17 protein-coding genes and 5 pseudogenes are annotated in these 21,897 nt (G+C 41.0%); 10 read left to right on the top strand and 12 right to left on the bottom strand.

Annotation, left to right across the window (positions count from 1 at the left end):
• Nucleotides 1-14: 14 nt before the first annotated feature.
• Nucleotides 15-1,211, top strand: a complete 1,197-nt coding sequence (locus tag NPUN_RS11285) for an FAD-dependent oxidoreductase (RefSeq protein ID WP_012408834.1) — start codon at nucleotides 15-17, stop codon at nucleotides 1,209-1,211.
• 129 nt (nucleotides 1,212-1,340) lie between these two features.
• On the opposite strand, the gene NPUN_RS11280 is transcribed toward NPUN_RS11285, so the two are convergent.
• Entirely contained in the window at nucleotides 1,341-1,751 is a 411-nt protein-coding gene (locus tag NPUN_RS11280; RefSeq protein WP_234711079.1) for a transposase, read from the bottom strand.
• A 144-nt stretch (nucleotides 1,752-1,895) separates the two neighbouring features.
• Here NPUN_RS11280 and NPUN_RS11275 point away from each other — a divergent pair, with 144 nt between their 5' ends.
• Complete coding sequence (locus tag NPUN_RS11275) at nucleotides 1,896-2,468, top strand: DUF4334 domain-containing protein (protein ID WP_234711078.1); 573 nt, start codon at nucleotides 1,896-1,898, stop codon at nucleotides 2,466-2,468.
• A gap of 15 nt (nucleotides 2,469-2,483) precedes the next feature.
• Here the strand turns inward: NPUN_RS11275 and NPUN_RS11270 are convergent, their stop codons facing one another.
• Complete coding sequence (locus tag NPUN_RS11270; protein WP_052304584.1) at nucleotides 2,484-2,708, bottom strand: GNAT family protein; 225 nt, start codon at nucleotides 2,706-2,708, stop codon at nucleotides 2,484-2,486.
• A 638-nt stretch (nucleotides 2,709-3,346) separates the two neighbouring features.
• Here NPUN_RS11270 and NPUN_RS11265 point away from each other — a divergent pair.
• Nucleotides 3,347-4,072 (top strand): hypothetical protein, encoded by a 726-nt coding sequence (locus NPUN_RS11265; RefSeq protein ID WP_012408831.1) that lies wholly within the window; start codon nucleotides 3,347-3,349, stop codon nucleotides 4,070-4,072.
• 563 nt (nucleotides 4,073-4,635) lie between these two features.
• Here NPUN_RS11265 and NPUN_RS11260 read toward each other — a convergent pair.
• Nucleotides 4,636-5,178, bottom strand: a complete 543-nt coding sequence (locus NPUN_RS11260; RefSeq protein ID WP_012408830.1) for an S-layer homology domain-containing protein — start codon at nucleotides 5,176-5,178, stop codon at nucleotides 4,636-4,638.
• Nucleotides 5,179-5,337: 159 nt separating this feature from the next.
• Between NPUN_RS11260 and NPUN_RS11255 the strand changes: the two are divergent.
• Nucleotides 5,338-6,213, top strand: a pseudogene (locus NPUN_RS11255) (DUF389 domain-containing protein); the annotation flags it as partial.
• A 108-nt stretch (nucleotides 6,214-6,321) separates the two neighbouring features.
• Here NPUN_RS11255 and NPUN_RS38865 read toward each other — a convergent pair.
• Nucleotides 6,322-7,332, bottom strand: a pseudogene (locus NPUN_RS38865) (IS701 family transposase).
• 170 nt (nucleotides 7,333-7,502) lie between these two features.
• Between NPUN_RS38865 and NPUN_RS11240 the strand changes: the two are divergent.
• Nucleotides 7,503-7,952, top strand: a pseudogene (locus NPUN_RS11240) (DUF3611 family protein); the annotation flags it as partial.
• A 676-nt stretch (nucleotides 7,953-8,628) separates the two neighbouring features.
• Here the strand turns inward: NPUN_RS11240 and NPUN_RS11235 are convergent.
• Nucleotides 8,629-8,826 (bottom strand): NblA/ycf18 family protein, encoded by a 198-nt coding sequence (locus tag NPUN_RS11235; protein WP_012408825.1) that lies wholly within the window; start codon nucleotides 8,824-8,826, stop codon nucleotides 8,629-8,631.
• Between the two features lie 125 nt (nucleotides 8,827-8,951).
• Here NPUN_RS11235 and NPUN_RS41740 point away from each other — a divergent pair, with 125 nt between their 5' ends.
• Entirely contained in the window at nucleotides 8,952-9,125 is a 174-nt protein-coding gene (locus tag NPUN_RS41740) for a hypothetical protein (RefSeq protein WP_167315606.1), read from the top strand.
• A 245-nt stretch (nucleotides 9,126-9,370) separates the two neighbouring features.
• Here the strand turns inward: NPUN_RS41740 and NPUN_RS44760 are convergent, their stop codons facing one another.
• Nucleotides 9,371-9,727 (bottom strand): calcium-binding protein, encoded by a 357-nt coding sequence (locus NPUN_RS44760; RefSeq protein WP_148220428.1) that lies wholly within the window; start codon nucleotides 9,725-9,727, stop codon nucleotides 9,371-9,373.
• A 484-nt stretch (nucleotides 9,728-10,211) separates the two neighbouring features.
• Between NPUN_RS44760 and NPUN_RS11225 the strand changes: the two genes are divergently transcribed.
• From NPUN_RS11225 to NPUN_RS11210, 4 genes are all read left to right on the top strand, one after another.
• A complete protein-coding gene (locus NPUN_RS11225; protein WP_012408824.1) occupies nucleotides 10,212-10,445 on the top strand; it encodes an EF-hand domain-containing protein in 234 nt (77 codons plus the stop codon).
• Nucleotides 10,446-10,958: 513 nt separating this feature from the next.
• The gene (locus tag NPUN_RS11220; RefSeq protein WP_041565334.1) at nucleotides 10,959-11,345 is read left to right on the top strand and encodes a VOC family protein; all 387 of its coding nucleotides are present in this window, start codon (nucleotides 10,959-10,961) and stop codon (nucleotides 11,343-11,345) included.
• A 58-nt stretch (nucleotides 11,346-11,403) separates the two neighbouring features.
• Entirely contained in the window at nucleotides 11,404-12,609 is a 1,206-nt protein-coding gene (locus NPUN_RS11215) for a DUF4336 domain-containing protein (RefSeq protein ID WP_041566085.1), read from the top strand.
• Between the two features lie 627 nt (nucleotides 12,610-13,236).
• Entirely contained in the window at nucleotides 13,237-15,168 is a 1,932-nt protein-coding gene (locus NPUN_RS11210) for a transglycosylase domain-containing protein (protein ID WP_012408822.1), read from the top strand.
• Nucleotides 15,169-15,675: 507 nt separating this feature from the next.
• Here the strand turns inward: NPUN_RS11210 and NPUN_RS11205 are convergent.
• The 6 genes and pseudogenes from NPUN_RS11205 to NPUN_RS11175 all read right to left on the bottom strand — a co-directional run.
• Complete coding sequence (locus NPUN_RS11205; RefSeq protein ID WP_012408821.1) at nucleotides 15,676-16,707, bottom strand: WD40 repeat domain-containing protein; 1,032 nt, start codon at nucleotides 16,705-16,707, stop codon at nucleotides 15,676-15,678.
• Between the two features lie 42 nt (nucleotides 16,708-16,749).
• The gene (locus NPUN_RS11200; protein WP_012408820.1) at nucleotides 16,750-17,523 is read right to left on the bottom strand and encodes an SDR family NAD(P)-dependent oxidoreductase; all 774 of its coding nucleotides are present in this window, start codon (nucleotides 17,521-17,523) and stop codon (nucleotides 16,750-16,752) included.
• Between the two features lie 319 nt (nucleotides 17,524-17,842).
• Nucleotides 17,843-19,030 (bottom strand): NAD(P)/FAD-dependent oxidoreductase, encoded by a 1,188-nt coding sequence (locus NPUN_RS11195; RefSeq protein WP_012408819.1) that lies wholly within the window; start codon nucleotides 19,028-19,030, stop codon nucleotides 17,843-17,845.
• Nucleotides 19,031-19,122: 92 nt separating this feature from the next.
• Nucleotides 19,123-20,181, bottom strand: coding sequence for a ferritin-like domain-containing protein (locus NPUN_RS11190; protein WP_041565332.1), 1,059 nt, complete (start codon nucleotides 20,179-20,181; stop codon nucleotides 19,123-19,125).
• Nucleotides 20,182-20,238: 57 nt separating this feature from the next.
• Nucleotides 20,239-21,406, bottom strand: a pseudogene (locus NPUN_RS40045) (IS630 family transposase).
• 51 nt (nucleotides 21,407-21,457) lie between these two features.
• Nucleotides 21,458-21,739, bottom strand: a pseudogene (locus tag NPUN_RS11175) (AIPR family protein); the annotation flags it as partial.
• Nucleotides 21,740-21,897 lie beyond the last annotated feature (158 nt).

The following is a 21,897-nucleotide window of genomic DNA, read 5'->3' as shown; positions in this document are numbered from 1 at the left end:
GTTAACCTCACATTATGAATATAAACCCAACAGAGAAATTATCCCAACCCATAGTAGAAAAAGTTGCCATTGTTGGTGCTGGCCCAGGCGGTTTAGCTGCTGCTATAGCACTGAGAAGCCAAGGGATAGACGTTCAAATATACGAAAAAGCTCAAGAGTTTCGTCCGGCTGGAACTGGGCTAGGGCTAGCTCCCAATGGCTTGAATTTTTTAGATGCGATCGCACCGGGAATTGTCGAAACCCTCAAAGGTTCAGGGTGTGAGGTTCACCACACGGTTTTAAAGAATTTTCGGGGAGAAACAATCCGGGCTAATGCAAGTAAATACCAAGAGAAATATGGACAGCCATTAGTGACTGTTTGGTGGTATCGTCTACAGCAAGTCTTAGCATCTAGACTACCATCTGATATAGTTCATCTCAATCATCGCTGTATCGGCTTTGAGCAAGATGAAAACGGTGTGGAAATTCGTTTTGATGGCGAAAAATCGGTATATGCAGATTTACTGATTGGCGCTGATGGTGTTAACTCTGTAATTAGAGAAATTTTATTTGGCGAGGGTAAGCCTAATTATATTGGTAGTATGTGTTGGCGTGCCGTCATCAAATATCACCACGAGCTATTTAATGACTATGAATTAGTGTTCGTCAAAGGCAATCAACAGTTCATGTACCTTCTGAATGTGGGCGGCGGCTATATGAGTTGGATTAGTCGTAAGTTTTCTCCTGAATACTCTCTTTGCCACAGCGCCGATGAAGTCAAATCTCGTATTCTCCATGAATTGGCTGATTGGGATGAATCCTTTCAAGTGGTAGTACAAGCAACACCAGCCGAGCAAATTTGGGAAGGGCCGATTTGCGATCGCCCACCATTAACTCACTGGAGTCAAGGCAGAGTTACACTTTTAGGCGATGCTGCCCATCCGATGGCTCCAGCTATGGGACAGGGAGCGAATACTACTTTTGAAGATGCTTATGAATTGCGAGAGTGTTTTTCTCAATCAGCTAATCTCCAAGAAGCCTTAACTAGCTACGAACAGCGTCGTATGCAGCGCACAGAAATTATCCAAGCTCGTAGCGCTTTGGGTGAGATGCGCTACTACGAATCTAACACCGTGGCATCAAACGGGCAACGGGAACAGACAATGAGTGTTAATGATGATTTTCATAAATGGCTATATGATTACAAGCCATCTGCAACAATTAAATTCTAGTGTTACAACAAACAAACTCATTTTTTAACTTCTTACAGAATTTGCTCAAGAATTTAGAGACAGCATACAAAAACTTTTTTGCTGACTTCAAGAAGATCCAAGGGAAGAAGGGTGTAGGTTTTCCTAAATTTAAAAAGAAGCATGGGTGTAAACGTATACAACTTGACTGTTACTTGAACGTACTGGGTCTCTATATATTCCTTTTGCCTTAATTTTCTTGCCTTTACGGCGTTCAATCGTATCATCTATTCCTATGATCACTGACCCGCTTGGTAAAAAAACTGTTACCATAAGCATTAATAAAATTCGGCTTGCTTCCAAACTTGACCATACTGCGCGATTTAATACACAATGATAATTCTGGAAGTGTTCCTCCTGATTCAGTCCCATGACTACAAGTACCGAAGTAATGGTACGTTTACCTGTTGTTAAAATCGTTCCCATTACTAAAGTTTGGACATGACACCAGACTGGCTTGGTAAACAGCGCCCTAAACGGTAGTAGGATACTGGCGATTTCAACTGGTATTGTTGTATTCACGGGAAGATACACACAATTCTCCTTCAGTCTCAGTGTATTGCTCGTTTCAGCAGTATTCACCACGACTGTATTGAAATGTTATGTATGCAACAAAACCCACATCTTTTAGCGATCGCCTAAATTTGTGATGACCCGTAGAGAAAAATGGATAAAGTCGAGCTAAGGACAGTAACAATGGAAATATTAAGAAATTATCAGTTGATACTGGAAACGGGTAAAACTACGACAGAAAAAGCTTTAGAATTGTTTGACACCCTTGAACCCGTAAATTTAGGCTTTATGTTTGGTCGTTGGCACGGGTCTGGACTGCATACAAATCATCCAATGGATGGCTTATTGGAAATTTCCAATTGGTATGGTAAGGAGTTCATAGATTCTGAAAATGTTCATCCTTTATTATTTTTAGATAGTCGAGGAGAGATTTTTCAGGTTGCGCCTAACCCCACTTTAATGAACTGGGTTTTAAAATTGCCGATCCCAAAAAATAATTCTTTCAAACCATTGCTGATCTTAATTAATTCTTTACTTAAAACCGAGAAAAGTCAAGCCAGACTGCGAATGATGGAGTATAGAGAAAAAGTGACTGCTACAATGATTTATGATTATTTGCCAATCAATGATTCTTTTAGAAAAGTAGATGAAAATACTGTGTTAGGAATTATGGATTATAAAAACATATCCCAACCTTTCTTTTTTATTCTCAAGCGATGCCTTTAGCCTTTTAAATCGCCTCTATATTATCCACTTTATCTCGAAACACCCATAACCCAAAACCGTAACACTCCCAGTGTTCCAGATTTTATAGAAAAATTGCTTTGATTGCTCCTGAGAACGAACGCCTCCAAGAGCTGCCATAACTTGAGGATCTTGATGCATAATGCACAACTGGTCAAGATGTTCAAGCTGTAAGCGATCGCCAATGAGGTGAGTAGTGAAAAATGTTTCTATAGATTGCATATCATCAGGATTTGACTCTTACCGAGTAAATATCATTTAAAGATGATCCGAGTATCTCCATAACTGTTAAACAATTTTTACCTAAGTCATGAGCAATAGCCATTATAACAGTAACAATAAATGAGCTTAAAATTTTAACACAAAAGCTATTAAAATTATCTTGCATATTTTATCGCAATTTACCTAAAAATAATCCTGTAGTTCCAAAGCAGTAACACTTGAAATAACCAAAAATTAAATTTAATATATTTTGTAATAGTTACCAACAAATGCGATCGTTAGCGCACTTGATAATATAAATATCCGCTCCGTGCGGGAGTTTGTATTATCTTTTATCAGAACAGAATTCAGAATGAATTCTGTTCTACTGGCAGATAGCGCAGCGTAAAGCCTTCTCTTCTCTTTTAGAGACGCTAACGCGAACGAGAGGCTTCGCCAACGGCATGGCTTCTCTACGAGACGCTAACGCGAACGCTTAGAGCGAGTCTGCGAGCGTCTGAATAAACTGGTTTGAGACCAGCCACTGATTGCATTCTGACACCTTGGCAGAGCGTCACCGACTCCGCTCCTGTTAGCGTAGCGGGGCCCAGCCCATTCTGGCTTCTGAGTTCTTCTTCAACGGCTCAAAAAGGAAAATTATGCTTAGTTTAAATATCACGTGGACCATACCTTTAATCTTGTCTACACTAAGTTTTGGGTTGAATATAAAAACTGTATCAGCACAGTCTACTGATAATAATATTTATACATTTTCCTCGGACTACAATACATCAGTTGTCATTGATCCAAACTTTAGACCAGACCTAGGTATTGTCAGGGCAACTATTACAGGCGAAAGCGTCGAACCCGCTCCTTATGGGTTGAATTCATTTACCAGCAATACTTATGGCAAGCTTGAGCCGATTGTCAATCCATCCATCAACAAATATACCTTTAATTCAGATCCAATCGTATTTGGCTTAAAGGATGAACCAATACTTTTTGACAGGTATTATGGCGGTGCTAATGAGTTATTTGGCAGAGCTAGTGATACTGCGGAAATTAACTTTGCAGGGCAGACTATCAAGGGTGGTGGTACTATAACTATTTTTGGCGGGACAGGCTTGTTCAAGAATGCTACAGGCGCAATAAGTTTTATTGAAGAAGATAAACTTAGCCCACCAGGAACTCCTTCTAAGGGTTTAGCTAAACTGACATTCTCTTTGCAAACTGCCCAGCAGGTTCCAGAACCAACATATACTACTGCCCTAATTGGCATAGGCGTAACTGGAGCAGGTTTACGATTAAAGCAACAGCGTCGTAAAGCTTCTTTAAAAGAACAAAACTTAGACAGAATTGGAAAGGAAAACGGGCTTTATATCTGACTTTGAGACCTATGTTGTGTACTTCATAAACTTGAAATCTGCTGTATATGTTTGACCTTTTCCCAATAATCTCTTCTTTTATTCAGGACTCTAAGAGTCCCTGCTTGGGTACTCCGCTTTGCTTTTTTTCCGATTTAATCCTAATTTCTGTAACGCACGACACATTGCATTTCGACCTATCCAATTGCCAGTCTTGTCTGCAAATAATTCACACAACTCTATCAATGTTGCATCTGGATATGATTCAACTAATTCTCTTAACTCTGTGTCGGCATTTGTTAAATGGCTAAATTGTGGCTTTCCTCGCGGCTTGGATTGTAAATTCCCTTCAAGTTTTTGTTGTTTTACAACCTTACATCATCTATATTTAAAATTGTGAATATATATTTTTACTCCTTATTTCTGTAGAAAAATATTAATATCTAAAAATCACTATTGTGGAATTAATGGTTTTAAAAAAATAGCTTTAATTAAACCAAAAGTAAACCTCTGCATAAGATTATAGAGGCTTATAACTAAGTTGTTAAACCTTAAATCAGCAAAAGTCTTCGAGAAATTAGTACTTATTGAGCATTTTTTTTGTTGACAGGAGTACGAACAATATACTGATTGGCAGGTAAATTAGTAGAAATTGGTTCTATCTTTCCTTGGGAAACTAAAGTTTTATAAACTAAAGCTGTAATCTCTCCTCTAGTTGCAGGTTTACTTGGATTAAGAACTTTAGGATTTGGATAGTTGACCACTATATTTGCTTTAGTTGCGGCTGCTACATCTCCAACTGCATATTGCGGAATATTATTGGCATCTGCATAAGTGTTAGTAATAATAAATGATGCAGGACGGTTAAGATTTATAGCATTAGCTACTACGGCTGGGGCTTTTGATATTAATAAAGGCTGCATTAAAGTAGTAAATGCTAGTGGCATTATACGTCTTTTTACAGCTTTTCCTGTGCTTTTTTGGGGAACTACTCCCTGTATGACTGTGGGTACAGTAACTGCTGATGTACCAGTAGTTAGATTCAGTCCTTTGTTTAAAGCAACTATAGCCTCAACCTTAGAAACCGATTGATTGGGACGAAAGTATCCACCTGGATAACCCGTCATATTTTTACTACCTTAACTTTCAGTCATTTTACTATGTAATAATTCTACGAACAAAAATTAAGTGTTAATTGAATATGAGATACATCTTTCAAATAATCTTTCTTTGGATAGTAGAGTTATTGTCTGAAAAAGCAAGATGGTTAGCGGTAGGAGGGTAGAATGCGTCAACTCATTATCCAAGTACCACGGGGAAATGGAAAAGCTGTTATCGATATTGCCAAATCTCATAACGGCGCAAATCTGGCTAGATTTGAAGGAAATGCAGAAGAACCGATTGATGTAATGATTGTTCATGTTTCTAATCGAGAAGTTGGCAAAGTTCTGGAGAAGTTGCAAGAATTGCCCAAAGTACAAATTACGCTAATATCAACTGGTATGATGACTCTGCAACCCCCTGCATCGGAAGCGCCGCAACAAGTTGTAGATGTGGAAGAACGCAGTCCGATTGAGATTTTTCTTTCTGGTTTGCAAAGTGTTGGCTCTTGGCGAGGTTTTCTTGGTTATGCAGCACTGGCAGGCTTTATAGTCTGGATTGGCTTATATACTAATAGAGCTTACTTGCTGATGGCGGCAATGCTGATAGCACCCTTTGCAGATCCAGCAATGAATACAGCGATCGCCCCATGCAGTAGCGATCACAAACTCCTGGAACGGAGTATTTTACGATATTTTGCTGCTTTAGCAGTCACAATTGCCACCACTTGGTTACTTAGCCTGATATTACAGCAAGAAATTCCCACTAGTTTAATGGTAGAAAGTAGCCAGGTTTCAGCAGTAGCAGTGATTTTGCCATTAGCAGCAGGGGCGCTCAATTTGGTGCAGTCAGAACGGAGTAGTTTAGTATCTGGGGCAGCAACCGGGATGTTAGTTGCCGCTTCCTTAGCTCCACCTGCGGGAATTGTGGGTATGGCAAGTGCAATTGGCAGATGGGATATGGCAATTTCGGAGCTGTTATTATTATTTTTGCAACTATGCGGCATTAACTTTTCAGCAGCTTTGTTGTTCCGAGTGTTCGGGTTGTCTGCTCAAGAAACACCTGCAAATAAACAATAAAACCAATTCTCTAAAATTCGACATTAACAGGACTTACGCAACTGGCACAAATAGCGGGCAGGGCGCAGCCTTGACACGCGACAATTTAAATCAAACCAAGCACATAAGAATACTTGGGCATTTCAGTTGCTGAATTAAATAATTAGAAAGCAAGTTATGCTTGATTTGATAGATAGTTTGGCCAGTTCTATAGGCTAAATTCTTTAACCTAACCCAAACCAACATTGCACAAGCAATATGATTTCTTTGAAGCCTAGCTTTCCGGCACTGACAAGATTCAATGCCAGTTAGTTGTTTAATTTCCCTGTGAAACTCCTCTATGTTCCAACGAATTTTACACACCTCTTGTACAACATCCGTGGAACTTTGAGATAAATCGTTAGTGGCGACATAATCCGTTCTGTTGGTAGAAACAGTAACCCGGAATAGTTTCACTTTTTTATTAGCTGGGAACCCTTTAATTTTTATGATTTTACCACAGTCTAATTCTTCTTGGTTCCATTCTAATAATTCAATCCGTTTATATTTTTTTATCAAAAGTATCATCAACTAAACGATTATTTTTTAAAGGGCAATAATAAATTTTGTCTAAGCTATCAATATATAGCATTAAACTGTGTACCGCATACCATGTATCCATCAAAACAGTATCAAATGGTAAAAACTTATGATACACAAGGCTTTGGAGCATGTCTTTCACATGGTCTATCTTAGTTTTGCCATCGACATCAGGATTAAAATTCGATAATCTATGACCCAAAATCTTTGAAGTGTAGGGTTGACATACACGCAGTTAACTACACCAATGCCTTTAAGGATACCATGCTCATTACCACTATATTGTCTTCTGACTATTTCTATTTCTTCAGAATACCTTTTATCTAAAACGCTATCATCAAATATTATGTAACCATTGTCATCAGGTTCAACTAGGTCTTTCACGTTATCCCATAGTAAACGAGGTGTTAATTTCTCTCTTTTCAAATAATAGTTAATGGCATCATGACTAATACTCTCTAAATGCTCTGCCAAATTGGTAATTGTATAATTAATTTGACTACTTAATAAGTATTGGCAGTAACTAAGCTTAGTAAATCTCATTACCGTTAGCAAATTTATCTAATACAACTTCTACCTATTTTCTCATGAATATTTCATGCTTTGCTTCCAAGACAGCGACTTCTATTACGAAGACAAGGCTTTCAAAATCAGATTTAATTAATACTCATGTACTATCAACTGGCGATCGCATTGTGCCAGTTGCGTAAGTCCTGGCTATATTACTGGCGTGTTTTAGCCGTAACATTACTACTCAGACAAGCAATGCAGGTATAGGGTTTGGGATATTTTTGGCTATTGTTGGTATTTTATTGCTGTGCTTTCGAGTCTATTGGGCTTTGCGTTATCGGAAAATGGCTAAACTTTTACAAACACCAAATTCTCAAAACCATCCTAGCAAGGAAGACGTAATTCAAAATTTACGAATTGGATTACTTGGGAGTTTGGTAGGGTTATTAATAGCTTTTATTGCTTCTGAAGTGACGGTTTCAATCATTTTGGGTAAGGCAGTAGCACAACCTCAAGGTGTGGCAATTTATCAGCCAGAAAATGTAATTCGTTCGCTAGACATTTTTGTAATGTTAGCAAACGTCAACATGATTGGCGCTCACTTTTTTGGGGGAGTTACTTCTCTAGGTCTACTCTATTGGTTAGAAGAGTAATAGGCGCAATATTGATTTGATTTTGCCAGCTATGGCTATAGAAGTACTAACCTATATCTAAAGTAGTATTTGCCAAATGTATTACAATTCTCCTCGACTTTTCCACCATTAAGATTTAACCCCAAAATACAAACAGTCTGTTTTCATTTTCCTCTTTTGGTTGAGCAGCTCAACTTTACCTAAAATAGATAATCAATAATTTTGATTATTGTAAAAAAAGTTAGAGGTTAACTAAGAGTATTCTCTAATCTTTCACTAGATGTCACTATTTGAATTTTCAAATAACAAGCAAAGATGAAAATGTCAGGAGGTTTTTATGTACAAGTTAAATCGTTCTTCTTTAAACGCAGTTTATGAGCATTGACCTATTTGCGATCGGTTCAACATAGCTGACCGCTTTTTCTTTTCAGGCACTTTTTATCTGATCTGCTATGTCAATTTTTTAGCCATAATTATCTACGTGTTATTTCCCGATCGCTTATCTTTAGTCTAAACTCCAGTTGGTTGTGGCGTAGGTCAAAGTAGTTTCCCCTTCCATCAAAACCGTTACTGTGAGTCTGTTATTGTGCAGTTTCCTCTTTTGGGAGCAAATAATCTCTATTGCCTTGCCCTCGAAAAGAACAATTGTGTGTTCGTTCTCTTCTGAGTCGCTTAAAGTAACTTCGCAAGATTTGTTTTAACCCAAGATTGAACCTGAATCAACTTCCCACTGATGTTTGAGCAATTCTTGGTAAGTCGCTTCCCTAATTATCATCTGCTTATACAGCATCAGCAAAAACTCTTGAGCTTGTTCACGGGACATCTGCTGCACTTGATCGGAGAAAGTTCTAAGGCTAAATTCTTGTTCTAAAGATAATTCAATGGGTTGATTCATCGCTTTTATTACCTACTCTTTTATTCGAATTTGCTTATGTAAGCAAATATTGCTTTATATAAATAAATATTACGTTGACTTTACAAAAATCAAAGGGGTGTAAACCGTACCGGCGTAGGTTAGAAATGCCGTATCTGCTGCTAAAAACCTTACTATCACTCCATTGTGGCAACCCAAGTAAAAACCTAAGTTCTAATATTTCTTACTTTGAGGTTTTTAAAAGCATTTTTCGCCTCTGCTTGCGGCTGGCGATCGCCTACGGCGGGCGAAACAGCGCCATCGCTCAAAAGAAGAGATAGGCAATACAATTATTCTTTTGGGCAAGAGTGGTGAGCGTCGAGGTGTGATGCTGGAGTTTGAGAATGTGGAGATGACAAATTTGCTCAACTGGTGACAGATGCACCGTAGTGGACTGAGTGGATGGCGTGAGAAAGTTGGGTTTATTTCACATTATCTAGGTTAGATAACAAAATCCCTAACAATTTGATACTACGATTCTTAATCACAGAGATTGACTCTCCGGTAAAATAGCTAAATCGATCGCTCAAAAATTGCCCAAGTCAATTGGATGAAAGTTGGACAAAAAGTCACAGTCAATCCCCAAAGCTTCGCCGATACCGCCATCGAGGTAGTCACGCCCTTGCTGCCCGAAGAGTTGGTCATCACCCGTACCCCCTTCAAGGCGGTCATCGTCATTGCCGCCATCAAGATAGTCCTGACCTGCTTGACCGTAAAGGCGATCGCTACCATCTCTGCCATAGAGATAGTCATCTTCAGTACCACCATCCAGGAAGTCAGCGCCAGCACCACCATCTAGGATATCGTAACCTTGCTGACCGTAGAGGCGATCGTTACCTTCATTACCATTGAGTTCGGCATTGTCTAACCCACCTCTTGTTATTCCTTGGCGTGGGGCGCTGTTTCTACATCTGTTGACCGTAAGCGTTCTCTAATCTTCGGGCTGATCTACCTGGAGCTTAACCAACGTGATGCTAGAGTTTGAGGATGCTTAGAGCTTGTCACGAAACAACCTTTCTTCTTTTTAGTTAGAAATGCTTTCTTAGTAAGCTTTTTAGGTAGCAAATTGTAAAAGTTGTTTCTTGACAGGCTCTTACCCACAAAAGTTTGCTCAATTGGTGTCAGATGCGCCCGATTGGGTGGAGTAGATGGCGTGAATCATCTGTTGATTGCCGTGTTTGGCAGACATTAAATCTTTTGTTACTCAACTGTCAATACGGTGTAAACCTGTAACCCACAGCGTAGACCCGATTTAAGCCCCAGCAATAGCCGTTTCTACGTCTAAAGATACAAGTTTATTTAATTTTGAGAGATTGATCAGAGATTAATGAGATATTAAGTTGAAAAACTAATTCAGATAGAAACTTATGACAACCGAGCAAGAGCTTCAATCTCTTTTTAATACCTTAGATAGCGATCGAGACGGCAAAGTATCCATTAACGATCTTTTTTTAAGTCCTGGCTTAAGTGCAATCATTTCATCAGAAACAAATACTACTAGTCCCCAGGAATTACTAGTAAATTATGATTCAGACAAAGACGGCAGTATTACCTTTGAAGAGTTAAAGGGAGCAGTTGAGAAGGCAAATAATTTAAACTAGCAACCCAATACCCAAAAATCCCTCTCTAGCGCACGCTTTGAGGGATTTGCAATTTTCATGGTCAGCAAGAAGGGTGTTGGGGGTAGGTGTAGAGAAGATAGCATTGAACGGGGCTTGAAGCCCAGACCAATGCAATCGTGAGTGAAAAACGGGGCTTGTATCCCACGATGACAGTTGGGGCTATTTCTTTCACTACACCCGAACCTGTAACCCCGCCCCAAAAGGGCTTGGTCAAATGATTTCAGCTGCTCCGGATTGGGTGCAGTGGATGCAGTGAATTATTGGGTTCTGAAGGTATTGACAATTAAAGGACGCTTACGGAGCAAGTAGTATCTTGGTAAGCGAGATCGCTAACTGAAGAAATTCTGTCCAGCTTGGAATTGTTGTGTTTTGAAGCTTGAAGCTATAGAACTCTTACGTTTTTTCTATTCTCCACGATCTCAATTAAGGGTTGAATAATTAGGTCAATTGTACTAATCTAGTTTCAATTCAACTCAAAAGCGAAGGTCAATTATGATTGATCGCACTGGTGTCGTTGTGAGTGATTTTGAGCGAAGCAAGTCCTTTTATGCTGCGGCATTAGAACCAGTTGGACTCTCACTCATTGCAGAGTATTCAGCTTCTACCACTGGAAGTACCGATATTGCTGGTTTCGGTCAGCCGCCAGAAGCTGAATTCTGGCTTACTCACGGTAATCCTGGTTCTGTAAGAGTTCATGTAGCGTTCAGAGTTCACAACCATGCTGCTGTTGAGGTATTTTACAACGCAGCTTTAGCTGCTGGTGGTCGAGACAATGGTGCGCCTGGTTTTCGGACTCACTATCATCCTAACTACTATGCTGTCTTCGTTCTTGACCCAGACGGACATAATATTGAAGCAGTCTGTCATCACCCTGAATAATGGAACGACGATGAACTCACTTGGATCTAAGTCGAGCGTAGAACTAATTGAGCAAGGGATGTATCCTTTGAGCCACTCAAAAGATTGGTCATGGCCATTCTGGCCTGCTGTCCCACTATACCCCTACGGTAGGCGGCGGACACTTCGCAAGGAAATAGTTTTTGACACTATCTGGACTTTCGAGCAGCTTCAAGGCATTCTCTACACCATAGTCCCGATTCGTATGACTGTTGTCAAACTCGCTGCCGGAGGTCTTCTGGTCTATGCACCCGTTGCTCCAACAACTGAGTGTGTGCGCTTGGTTAATGAGTTGGTAGCAAAGCATGGTGAAGTTAAGTACATCATACTGCCAACCAGTTCTGGTCTGGAGCATAAAGTCTTTGTTGGCCCCTTTTCTCGCCGCTTTCCTCAAGCACAAGTCTTTGTTGCCCCGCACCAGTGGAGTTTCCCGTTTAACCTGCCACTTAGTTGGCTAGGCTTTCCAAAAAAACGAACTCAAGAACTCCCAGAAGACTCAAGCCTTGCCCCCTTCGCTCTCGAGTTTGACTATGCAATCTTGGACATGAATTTAGGACGAGGTTCTTTTGCAGAAGTTGCAGTGTTTCACAAGCAAACGCGCACTCTACTTGTAACTGATTCTATCCTTTCTGTTCCAGTTGACCCACCAGAAATCCTCCAATTAGATCCTTATCCCTTACTGTTTCATGCAAGGGACAATGCCTTGGAGACTAGCGACGACAATGAAGACAACCGCCGCAAGGGATGGCAACGCATTTCATTGTTTGCACTTTACTTCCGTCCAAGTGCGCTGGAACTTACTCCAATCGGACAGATGTTTCGTGATGCTCTCAAAGCACCACAGCGAACCCTAAAAACGTACTTTGGTTTATTTCCTTTTCGCTGGCGAGAAACTTGGAAGCAGGCATTCGATGCTCTACAAGGTCAGGGGCGGCCATTTGTCGCACCGATTCTGCAAATCCTTATTTTTCCACAAGCACCAAGACAAGTCCTCAACTGGGCTGATACAGTTGCTAATTGGGATTTTCAGCAGATTATTCCCTGTCACTTTGACTCGCTAATTTTTGCAAATCCGCGTCAATTCCGGCAAGCTTTTGCTTTTCTTGAAAAAAATCCCTCTGTAAGTAATGACTTTTCCTCTAGCAAAAGCCAGCCTCTATTGGAGGAAGACTTAAGATTTATTAAGGAACTGGAAGCGAGTCTGGTTAAGCGCGGTATCGCAACCCCAGCTAAAGAGAAGGTGTAATTAATACCCTAGCTGTAGAGACGTACAGTTGTGCATTAGTACCAACTTATAAGTACTCAGACAAAAGAAAAGTTTGGTCAGATGATGGCATATTCTTATTGGATAAAATTATACCTTTGTTTCAAAATCTCTCCTAATCTGGCTTTTAGCCTATTTTAAGACAATCGATCTCAAAACAATTGGCTTTTCTGTTGCTATTGCTGATGGTGAGCCTTACCGGAATGCTGATCTGGGGCAGTGGCTCCTTTGGATTAACTTTGAGAACGGGTGTAAGTCGGTGGTGTGCGATTGGCTGGTGATGGTTTAAGTCATTGCTCCCGTTGGAAAAGTGCCAATATTGGTAACTCACTAGCTAGCTTACCGCACGTCTGATTCTCTTGGAGGGAGATTATAGCAATATAGTTCTGCTACCCTACTACGCTAATGCCTGAGATGTAATTTCTGTCTTTGAGTAGAAGGTTTGTGATTATTTATCCATTAAACTCTTCATAAAGATAGATTATTTCATAACTAGCGGGCAATTTCTTCACATTTGCAACTATCAGAATAATAGATGCCAAAAGCTATCTGGCTAAATTTTCTGGAATAAATTTTTATTTTATTTATAAGTGCGGGGGTACAAATACCGTGTCTTCGTCTAATACTTTTGTAGAGCAGCAGCCAAAAACTCGGATTGCACCTAATTTGGAGTTTTTGAAAGAAGTAGGTCAAGTAGCTGGTGTTACTCTCCTCTCAATTACTATGCTGGCAAGTTCTGTGATTTCTGGAGGACTGGTTGGTTTAGCAGTTACTTTTCGTAACTTGCCAGATGTCAGACAACTAAAAAACTTCTTCCCAGAAGAAACAACTTATATCTATGACATTAAAGGTAAGCTTTTAGCAGGTATACATGGAGAAGCTAATAGAAAGATTGTACCGCTAGATGAAATTTCCCCGAATTTAAAACGAGCAGTATTAGCAAGTGAAGATAGCCACTTCTACAACCACCACGGTATTAACCCCGTCGGTATTGGACGTGCTGCGTTAGTCAACTGGACAGCAGGTAGTGTCCGGGAAGGGGGTTCTACAATCACCATGCAGTTGGTGAAAAATATATTTCTATCTAAGAAGCGTGCTTTCACTCGAAAAATAGCAGAAGCGGTACTGGCAATCCGGTTAGAGCAAATTCTTGATAAAGACCAGATTTTAGAAATGTACCTCAATCAAGTGTACTGGGGGCACAATAACTATGGTGTACAAACCGCAGCCCGAACTTACTTTGACAAATCAGCAGCAAATTTAACTCTGGGCGAATCTGCAATGATGGCGGGTTTAATCCAAGCGCCAGAGGAATTTAGCCCGTTTGTGAATATGAAACTGGCAAAACAAAAACAAAAAGAAGTGCTTCGACGGATGCTGGAAATGAAATGGATTAGCCAGCAAGAATATAATGATGCTCTCCAGCAAGAAATCAAACTTGGCAAAATCAGATCATTTCAAGGTAGTGCCCTTCCTTATGTAACCAATACCGTAGCCCAGGAAATAATTAAAAAGTTTGGGCGTGATGTCTTGCTCAAAGGTGGAATGCGGGTACAAACTACAGTAGATGCCAACTTCCAACTAATGGCAGAAGAAACTATTAAGGAGTGGCATAAAACCCTAGAAGGGCGAGGCTTACATAAAAATCAAATGGCTTTAGTAGCTATCGATCCCCGGACGCACTTTATCAAGGCCCTAGTGGGTGGTATAGATTCAAAAAGGAGTGAATTTAACCGGGCAAATCAAGCCCAGCGTCAACCTGGATCTGCTTTTAAGCCATTTGTTTACTATACTGCTTTTGCTAGTGGTAAGTTTACACCAAGTACAACAGTAATCGATGCTCCAGTTAGCTATCGAGATGGTGATGGTTGGTACTATCCACGCAACTACGATGGTGGCTTTATGGGTGCAATGCCGATTCGTACTGCCTTAGCATTATCTCGTAATGTGCCTGCGGTCAAGATTGGCAAAGCTGTGGGTATGAATACAGTCATCGACACCTGCCGTACCTTGGGAATAAACAGTCCAATGGTTGCCGTAAGTTCTTTACCATTAGGCGCAATTGGTGTAACACCACTGGAAATGGCTAGTGCTTATGCCACCTTTGCTAATTATGGCTGGCAATCACCTCCAACAGCTATTGTCCGTGTTACTGATAGTAGTGGCAATGTATTGTTAGACAATACTCCTAAACCTCAGCTAGTTCTTGACCCTTGGGCATCAGCCTCATTATTAGATGTGATGCAATCGGTAGTTACTGATGGTACTGGTAAAGGTGCTGCACTAGATAGGCCAGTTGCTGGTAAAACGGGTACAACTTCTTCAGAAAAGGACATTTGGTTTATTGGTTCTGTACCCCAGTTAACAACTGCTATTTGGGTAGGAAGAGATGATAACAAACAATTAGCCAGTGGTGCCACAGGTGGAGGTATGGTTACTCCCGTCTGGCGTGATTTTATGCAGAAGGCGCTTAAGGATGTACCAGTCATGAAATTTAAACCGCCTTCTGAATTTCCTCGACCTAAGCCAGTCAAAATCTAGGACTCCTATTTGATTTTTGAAATTAACAAATCGTCATACAAAAAAAAGAGCCAAGCCACAGGCTGAAGTTCTTGAGAATTTGATTTAGAAAGCAGACTTCAACAAGGGGCAATTGTTACCTGCTGTACTGTTACTGGAAAATCTCCTGACTTCAGCGCATGAAACCGTTGTCCTTTCTCATTCCAGGCATAATCGTAATCTTCTCGATTGTCCATACCTGCTGAACGTCTCCGGTTTCAGAGATTCCGACATGAAGAATTAGATAAAATCTTCAGTTCACTGGTGGATTTTCAAGAGCAAAACCCACGAGTATATCAATTCTTGTGCGAACACAAACGGGATTTTAGTTTGGCAGATGTAGTACTCTCACTTGCACAAAAGCGTCCGAGGAAAGCGATCGCATTCCCTATGGATGTAAAGAAACATTTCTGTTTTTTAGAAAGAGGAAGTTTTAAAACCAGACGAATAGCTCAGGCGCAAGACTCTCATAACTTTTCAAACATTCTTTTACGGGTGGCTTGGTGCAGAAAATTTCCACACCGTAATTCCGTCCTGTGTTCCACTAAACAAAGTCTTGCCATCCCTACTAAATACCATTGCCCCCGACCAGTTGCTAACATCGGGCAGAGTTGCTTCCATATTTCCTGTTGCCAGATTCCAAACCCGGTATGGTTTATATCCTCCACCAGCAATTAAAGATTGCCCATTGGGACTAAAGGCGATGGTGATCTGCGGAAAATAGAAGCCCCCAAAATCCTGCAACAATTTTCCTGTTGTCAGGTTCCACACTTTTACCTGCTTGGCGCTGCCACTAGCGAGCAGCTGACCGTCACGACTAATGGCTAAAGCAGATACTACACCATAATGTCCAGTCAAAGTGGTGCGTTTTCGTCCAGTTACCAGATCCCATACAGTGATGTGATTGCTCGAATCGCCACTAACCAAAGTCTTGCCATCCGAACTCAGCACCAAAGTTATTACAGCATCCGGTGTTTGTGCCAATGTGCTTGTTAATTGTCCAGTCGCCAAATTCCACATCTTAATGGTCTTGTCAGAACTGGCACTCACAATTGTTTGCTGATTGGGTGCGATCGCCAGTGCATTTACAACTTCAGAATGTCCTTTGAGCGTAAATTTGAGTTTTCCCGTCGCTAAATTCCACACCTTAATCGTCTTGTCTAAACTCCCACTCACCAAAGTCTGACCATCAGCAGAAAGCGCAAGGTCATAAATATCATTGGCGTGTCCTTTCAGGGTTAATTGCGGCTGCTGACTTGGCAGATGCCAGACGGTAAAGCTTTTGCCACCGCCGCCCACTAAGGTGTGAGCATCGGAAGAAAGGGCGATCGCTTCTGCTACTCCACTTAACTTCCGCACTACTGTCAAATCGCAATACTGGGAATGAGGCTGCGATAACTTGCAGATATTCTTTTCTCGGTAACTGCTCCAGAAATATGCTCCGACTTGTATCAAAAAAATCACAACCATTACACCACGCAGCAGCCACATCTGTTTTTTGCTCAACCAGTTGTCTAACATCAGCTCTGTTCTCTTTTCGGTAAATAGTTGAATCTGTTTTCATTAGTATGGCTTAGTCATGAGGGGAGCTTCTCTCATCAGACGGTAATTGACTCCACCGTAAACATTGATTGCTTGCCCATGAATAGCACGCGATTGGTGTGAAGCCAAAAATAATGCTACATCTGCAACTTCTTCAGGTTCCATAAAGTAAGTGTCATTAACACAGTTGCCGTCTGTTTCCTTTAATTCCTTACCCATATCGGTTTTTACTCCAGCCAGACATAGTGCATTCACCCTAACTTGATAGTGCTTTGCTTCATCAGCTAATGCTTCCATAAAACCAACTACTGCAAATTTACTAGCACAATATGCAGCGTTATATGAATAGCCATGTTTGCCTGAATCAGAAGCTATCAATATGATGTTCCCTTCCTGCCGCGAGTAGAACGTCGGTAGTACCGCTTTGGATGTCAGGAACACACCAAGTAAATTGACATCAAGTATTGCCTGGAATTCAGCAAGCGGCAAGTCAGCAACAAAATAACGGCGTTGAATACCTGCATTTGCCACCAAAATATCAATTTTTCCGAAGCTAACAAGTGTTTGCTCTACCATATCAGCAACTGACTGTTCTTGAGTGACATCAGTTATCAAAGCAATTGCTTTTCCACCAATCGCTTTAATTGCATCAGCACTCAGGCTGGCTAATTCCTCAGACTTATCAGCTATAACAATATGTGCGCCCTCAACAGCGAAGGCAAGCGCAATTGCCCGACCAATACCTTTCCCTGCACCTGTAACTATTACAACCTTATTTTCAAGTTGCTTTGACACTAAATAAATTCCTTCTAGAATATCTTGTCTATTACCTTACCCTGGTCTGTTCCCAGTTATATGATGTTTGGTAATTTAACTCTTGGTGGCAACAAGTTAAAGCTCAACGAAGCCGAAGGGTTAGATATTATGCTGCGATGGTAATTGAACGGGTAGAATATGGAGTTAATGCCGTCAAAAAGTTTCTCAGCACCTTGACAAGTGATAAGCGTTGGAGCGTAATGCTTGAGTTTGACGAGGGTACTTGAGCGGATGCTTGATAATCTGGCTATGATTGAATGATTGTAATGAAGAGTACTGAGTAGACAAATTCACCCCTTCACCCAATGTGCAACTCAAAATCAATCAAACGATAGTTCAACACATTAACAGCCTGTTGTTCTAGCTGAGTCGATAGAGTCTCAGCAATATCAATCATCTGATTTATTTCAGCTTGCCAAGCTAAATTTGTGCTAAACACTTCTCGATAAAACTGGATACACCCTCGCAAATGAGAAATGAATGAATGAGTTAATCTAGTTTGATAATGATTTAATGCAGATATATCAGGAATGCGATCGCTCAAAATTGCATCAATTACCGCTCCTGCCAATATTGCACTGCGTAATGCAAAAGGCGTACCTTCTCCACTCACAGGATCGATCTTAATCGCAGGTTCGCCCACCATCAGCCAACCCAAACCGCAGAGAGGCCATTCCAAGTAGGGGGCAGAAAAAAAACAATTTACCTTTTGCAAATCGTTGACAAACGTGCTGATTGTAGTGCTTTTATACAAACATTCTAATAACGCCCGTCGAGGATTGGCTGGAGTTATCGGCAAACATGCCTGAACCATAGCACCAGAGCCATTGACTGGAGCATAAAATAACCAACCTTCAGCCAGCGACTCCATATAACAGGTATATGCAGATTTGGGCGTGTCTTGTACCTCAGCGGTGACTATGACTCGTTGACCGCCAATCAAAGATTGGGAACTTTCCGACAAAGCGATGGCTACGCCCGCCGTTGGTGTACCACTTCCCTGCGGGACGCTGCGCGAACGTGGAAGCAAGCTACGCGCAGCGTTTTGCAGACAAGGCTCTCCAAGAGTTGGCATCCCACGTTGTTTGTGTTTGGTATAGACTGTCCAAGCATATTTCTGGGATATTTGTTGAGCAGTCAATTGACTAGCATCAATCATACGCGTGTGCTGCATGACCTTGGAGTTTCGTAGTAACTCTAGTAAAGAGTTGGATCTAATCGCCAATGCAGGCTGTTCTATTTGCACTGGCTGTGTGCCCCAACACACCCAACGATGAGTCAGACGTTGACTGTCAACACCCAGATTCACATCCGGGAAAAGCTCGGAAAGCAATGTTTCGCTAACATCATTGAGTACTAATGAAGGCCCGTAAAAGTTAGATTTTGTTGGGTAACATAGCAAATCGCAATTATAACCCAGCTTAGTTAAAACTGCGGCCACAGCATAAGCACTCAAACTATCGCCAACAACAGCCACACGAGTCACGTCGCTTCGCTCCGAATTCAAAATTCAAAATTAACATGCTTCCTGCTTCCTTCTTCACATCATCGTTGTTAGGGAAGAAACTTCAGACTGACTCATTGAAATGTGGTTTCGGAAATAGCATTATCAAAATGTGCAAGCACTTCATCAATGCTTTCATTGTGGGCTTTCTGCAAAACTTTAGAGAGAATCGGCTCTTTCAACACCTTTGATTCAGTTAATGGTGCTTTTTGGGCAAATTGAGCGATCGCAGGGCTTTGCAATACTCCTGATTCCAACAATTGTTTTTTGGCTGTATTTAACAAAGTTTGGGCAATCTCCTGCGATGTAACGGGAGGATCGCTTTCCCACCATTTAGGAATGGTAAACAGTGGTGTCAGTCCCTTTTCTGCTAGCTGAAAATTGATTGCGTTCAGCTTAAACATCAAAGAAATTGCTTGACGTAGCGATGCACCACTAATTTTTTCATCTTGCATAGCAAACGCCAACTTCAAAAACACTATTAACGTTAAATATACAGCGTCACTTTGTTTTTGCAGGATGAACCCTTCGCTGCCGAATTTTTCAACATGGGGAACACCATAGAGATTACTGTTAGGTAATTCCGGGTTGGGTTGATCGCTTAGTTGACTCCACTGACCGCCGCGAATATATTTTGGCAAATCACCACGACCCGCATTGTCATAGAAAGCCAAATTCTGCTGGGCGGTACTGAAACGCACATAGTGTCCTTCACCCTCATCAATGATCAGCTTAATGATTTCCACCGCCCGACGTTGCGTTTCTGGGTCTAACTCTTCTGGTGAAAGCTGTTGCAACGAGGTCTGAATCCCAACGTACATTCCATCCAACCCAGTTGAGGTAGAGCGACTAGGTTCTTCTACATCGATAAACCACTGCAACTGAGTACTGGTAAGACTTTGCAAATAGAAGGGTACTTCAAACCTGCGTCCAATCTTAGCAGCGCGTTTGACAGTCGTTTTGACTCCCAGTAACTTTAATACTTGGTTGACCCAGTGCAAATGGCGCATTTCATCAATAGCGATATTGAAAACCTCATTAGCTCCTTTCCAAATGCGGAATGTTTTCAAATCTGGCTCTGGCGGCTCCTCTGCTGGAGCATTTACAGAATAGTAGGCGTAGAGATATTGCACCGCTAGGGCGTGTTCTACTGTAGCTAAATAAGCTAGTAGTCTGCCAAGCTAACTTTGCTATGTTAAATTTGGATATAAACGCTCCATTTTTCGGCGAGCATCTTTGGTTTGAAAACCCCAATAAACACTAGCTTTTTGCTGATTACGTTTTTTCTCCCAAGCGGCAATCTCAGAAGTTAATGTTTCTGCATTAGGAATACGCCGTTCTAAACATTGGCGAGATAAAACAGATAATTCGATTTCTACCTGATTCAGCCCTTCGGGTTCGCCAGTTGCTTCAAGTCGGGGAACCCGCCCAACGCACTGGCTCACCAAGAAGCGTGTTTAGGAGTATAGTGAAACTCTAACTTTTGAATAATTCGACGTGCTTCTTCTGGTGGAAAAACTTCATATAATGCATTGGGTGTATGAATATTCAAGTTATCAACTACTAAACGAATAACATCGGCATCTCGGTAGGAAACATCTACTAAATTTTTCATTTGTTTAGCAAAATCGGCTTTAGTTCGACGTTCTGTAACTTCGATATGCCGCCATCCAGCCAAGGGTTGAAAACATGCGAATAAATTTACTGTCCCGTTACGTTTATACTCAAAATCATAACGTTCAGGTTGCTCTGGCTGTGGTGGCAAAGGAAGTCTTACTTCTTCTACTAATTGGTATGGACGTTCATCAAAGCAGACTACAGGGCGTTTAGGATCATAAGGCTCATTGTATAAATCCAGCACATCTTCCATTCGGAAAACATATTCTGCGTTAACTTCAGGAATACACCATTGTTCTTTCAACCAAGGCTTAATTTCATTTTTTTTAAAGTTTGACGTACTGTTTCATCTGAGATTGAATCTATGATACCAACGTTCACTAAATGATCTGCTAATAATTGCATTGTCCAACGCACTCTTCCTTCTGGCGGATTAGAACAAGCTGTTGCAATCAAAAATGCTTCTTGCTTTTCATCTAATTTTTTATGTTTTGGTGGATGAACTTCATCCTTTAAAGCAAAATCTAACCCTCCAATGACAAATTTTTCTCGTATTCGTTGCACTGTTGCAACATGCGCTCTAACTATGCTAGCGATCGCTTGATCCGTTTCTCCTTCGGAAGCCATCAAAAGAATGTTTGCACGGCTTATGGTTCTTGCCTTATGCTTACCTTTCTTAATTATCGATTGCAGTTGGGAAACTTCATCTTCATTCAAGTCAACAATGTACTTTTTTGCCATGTTACACCCCGTTTTTGGCTATTTTACCAATTAGAGGTTTTACTTAGCAAAGTTACCTTGGTACACTACTAGCTCCAGTTCGGTTTTGTTTTTGCTGGGCTTAACTTTATTCGCTGACAGAACGATTCCACTGTGACGAGAGAAGAATTTTTCTGGTTGAGTCGTCACAGAGTCAAAGATTTGTCGGTATGTCGCACTTTTGCGGTTAGGTTCCCGGATGTTGGGTTCTAGGGGTAGGTTTGCGGGAAACGTGTCCACATGGGCGGTGGCGATGATGCAATTGGGGTTTGCATGAAAATAGTTGTCTACTTTAATAATCCAGTTTTTCGGCATGGGTGGTTTCTGCATCTTAGCGATACATTCTCAATTATTCTTCTCGTGGGAAGAAGCTCGCGCTTAAAGATTATGTTTCGTAATTTATGTCTAAAGTTGTTGCAGTTGACTGGCAACGTCTGAACAGCTGGTGGCAGTCCCCTTATTTTAATTGAACA

Origin of the sequence: Nostoc punctiforme PCC 73102 (genome assembly GCF_000020025.1) — a bacterium.
In the GTDB taxonomy this organism is placed as follows: Bacteria; Cyanobacteriota; Cyanobacteriia; order Cyanobacteriales; family Nostocaceae; genus Nostoc; species Nostoc punctiforme.
Note: the sequence above shows the minus strand (reverse complement) of the source record. Positions and strands in the feature narration are given on the sequence as shown.

Bases quoted from the DNA above. Each gene is read 5' to 3' on its own strand.
- NPUN_RS11225 (WP_012408824.1), top strand. From the start codon at position 10,212: ATGACAACCGAGCAAGAGCTTCAATCTCTTTTTAATACCTTAGATAGC.
- NPUN_RS11275 (WP_234711078.1), top strand. From the start codon at position 1,896: ATGGATAAAGTCGAGCTAAGGACAGTAACAATGGAAATATTAAGAAAT.
- NPUN_RS11220 (WP_041565334.1), top strand. From the start codon at position 10,959: ATGATTGATCGCACTGGTGTCGTTGTGAGTGATTTTGAGCGAAGCAAG.
- NPUN_RS41740 (WP_167315606.1), top strand. From the start codon at position 8,952: ATGCCGTATCTGCTGCTAAAAACCTTACTATCACTCCATTGTGGCAAC.
- NPUN_RS11285 (WP_012408834.1), top strand. From the start codon at position 15: ATGAATATAAACCCAACAGAGAAATTATCCCAACCCATAGTAGAAAAA.
- NPUN_RS11260 (WP_012408830.1), bottom strand. From the start codon at position 5,178: ATGACGGGTTATCCAGGTGGATACTTTCGTCCCAATCAATCGGTTTCT.
- NPUN_RS11265 (WP_012408831.1), top strand. From the start codon at position 3,347: ATGCTTAGTTTAAATATCACGTGGACCATACCTTTAATCTTGTCTACA.
- NPUN_RS11270 (WP_052304584.1), bottom strand. From the start codon at position 2,708: ATGCAATCTATAGAAACATTTTTCACTACTCACCTCATTGGCGATCGC.
- NPUN_RS11235 (WP_012408825.1), bottom strand. From the start codon at position 8,826: ATGAATCAACCCATTGAATTATCTTTAGAACAAGAATTTAGCCTTAGA.
- NPUN_RS11205 (WP_012408821.1), bottom strand. From the start codon at position 16,707: ATGTTAGACAACTGGTTGAGCAAAAAACAGATGTGGCTGCTGCGTGGT.
- NPUN_RS11215 (WP_041566085.1), top strand. From the start codon at position 11,404: ATGTATCCTTTGAGCCACTCAAAAGATTGGTCATGGCCATTCTGGCCT.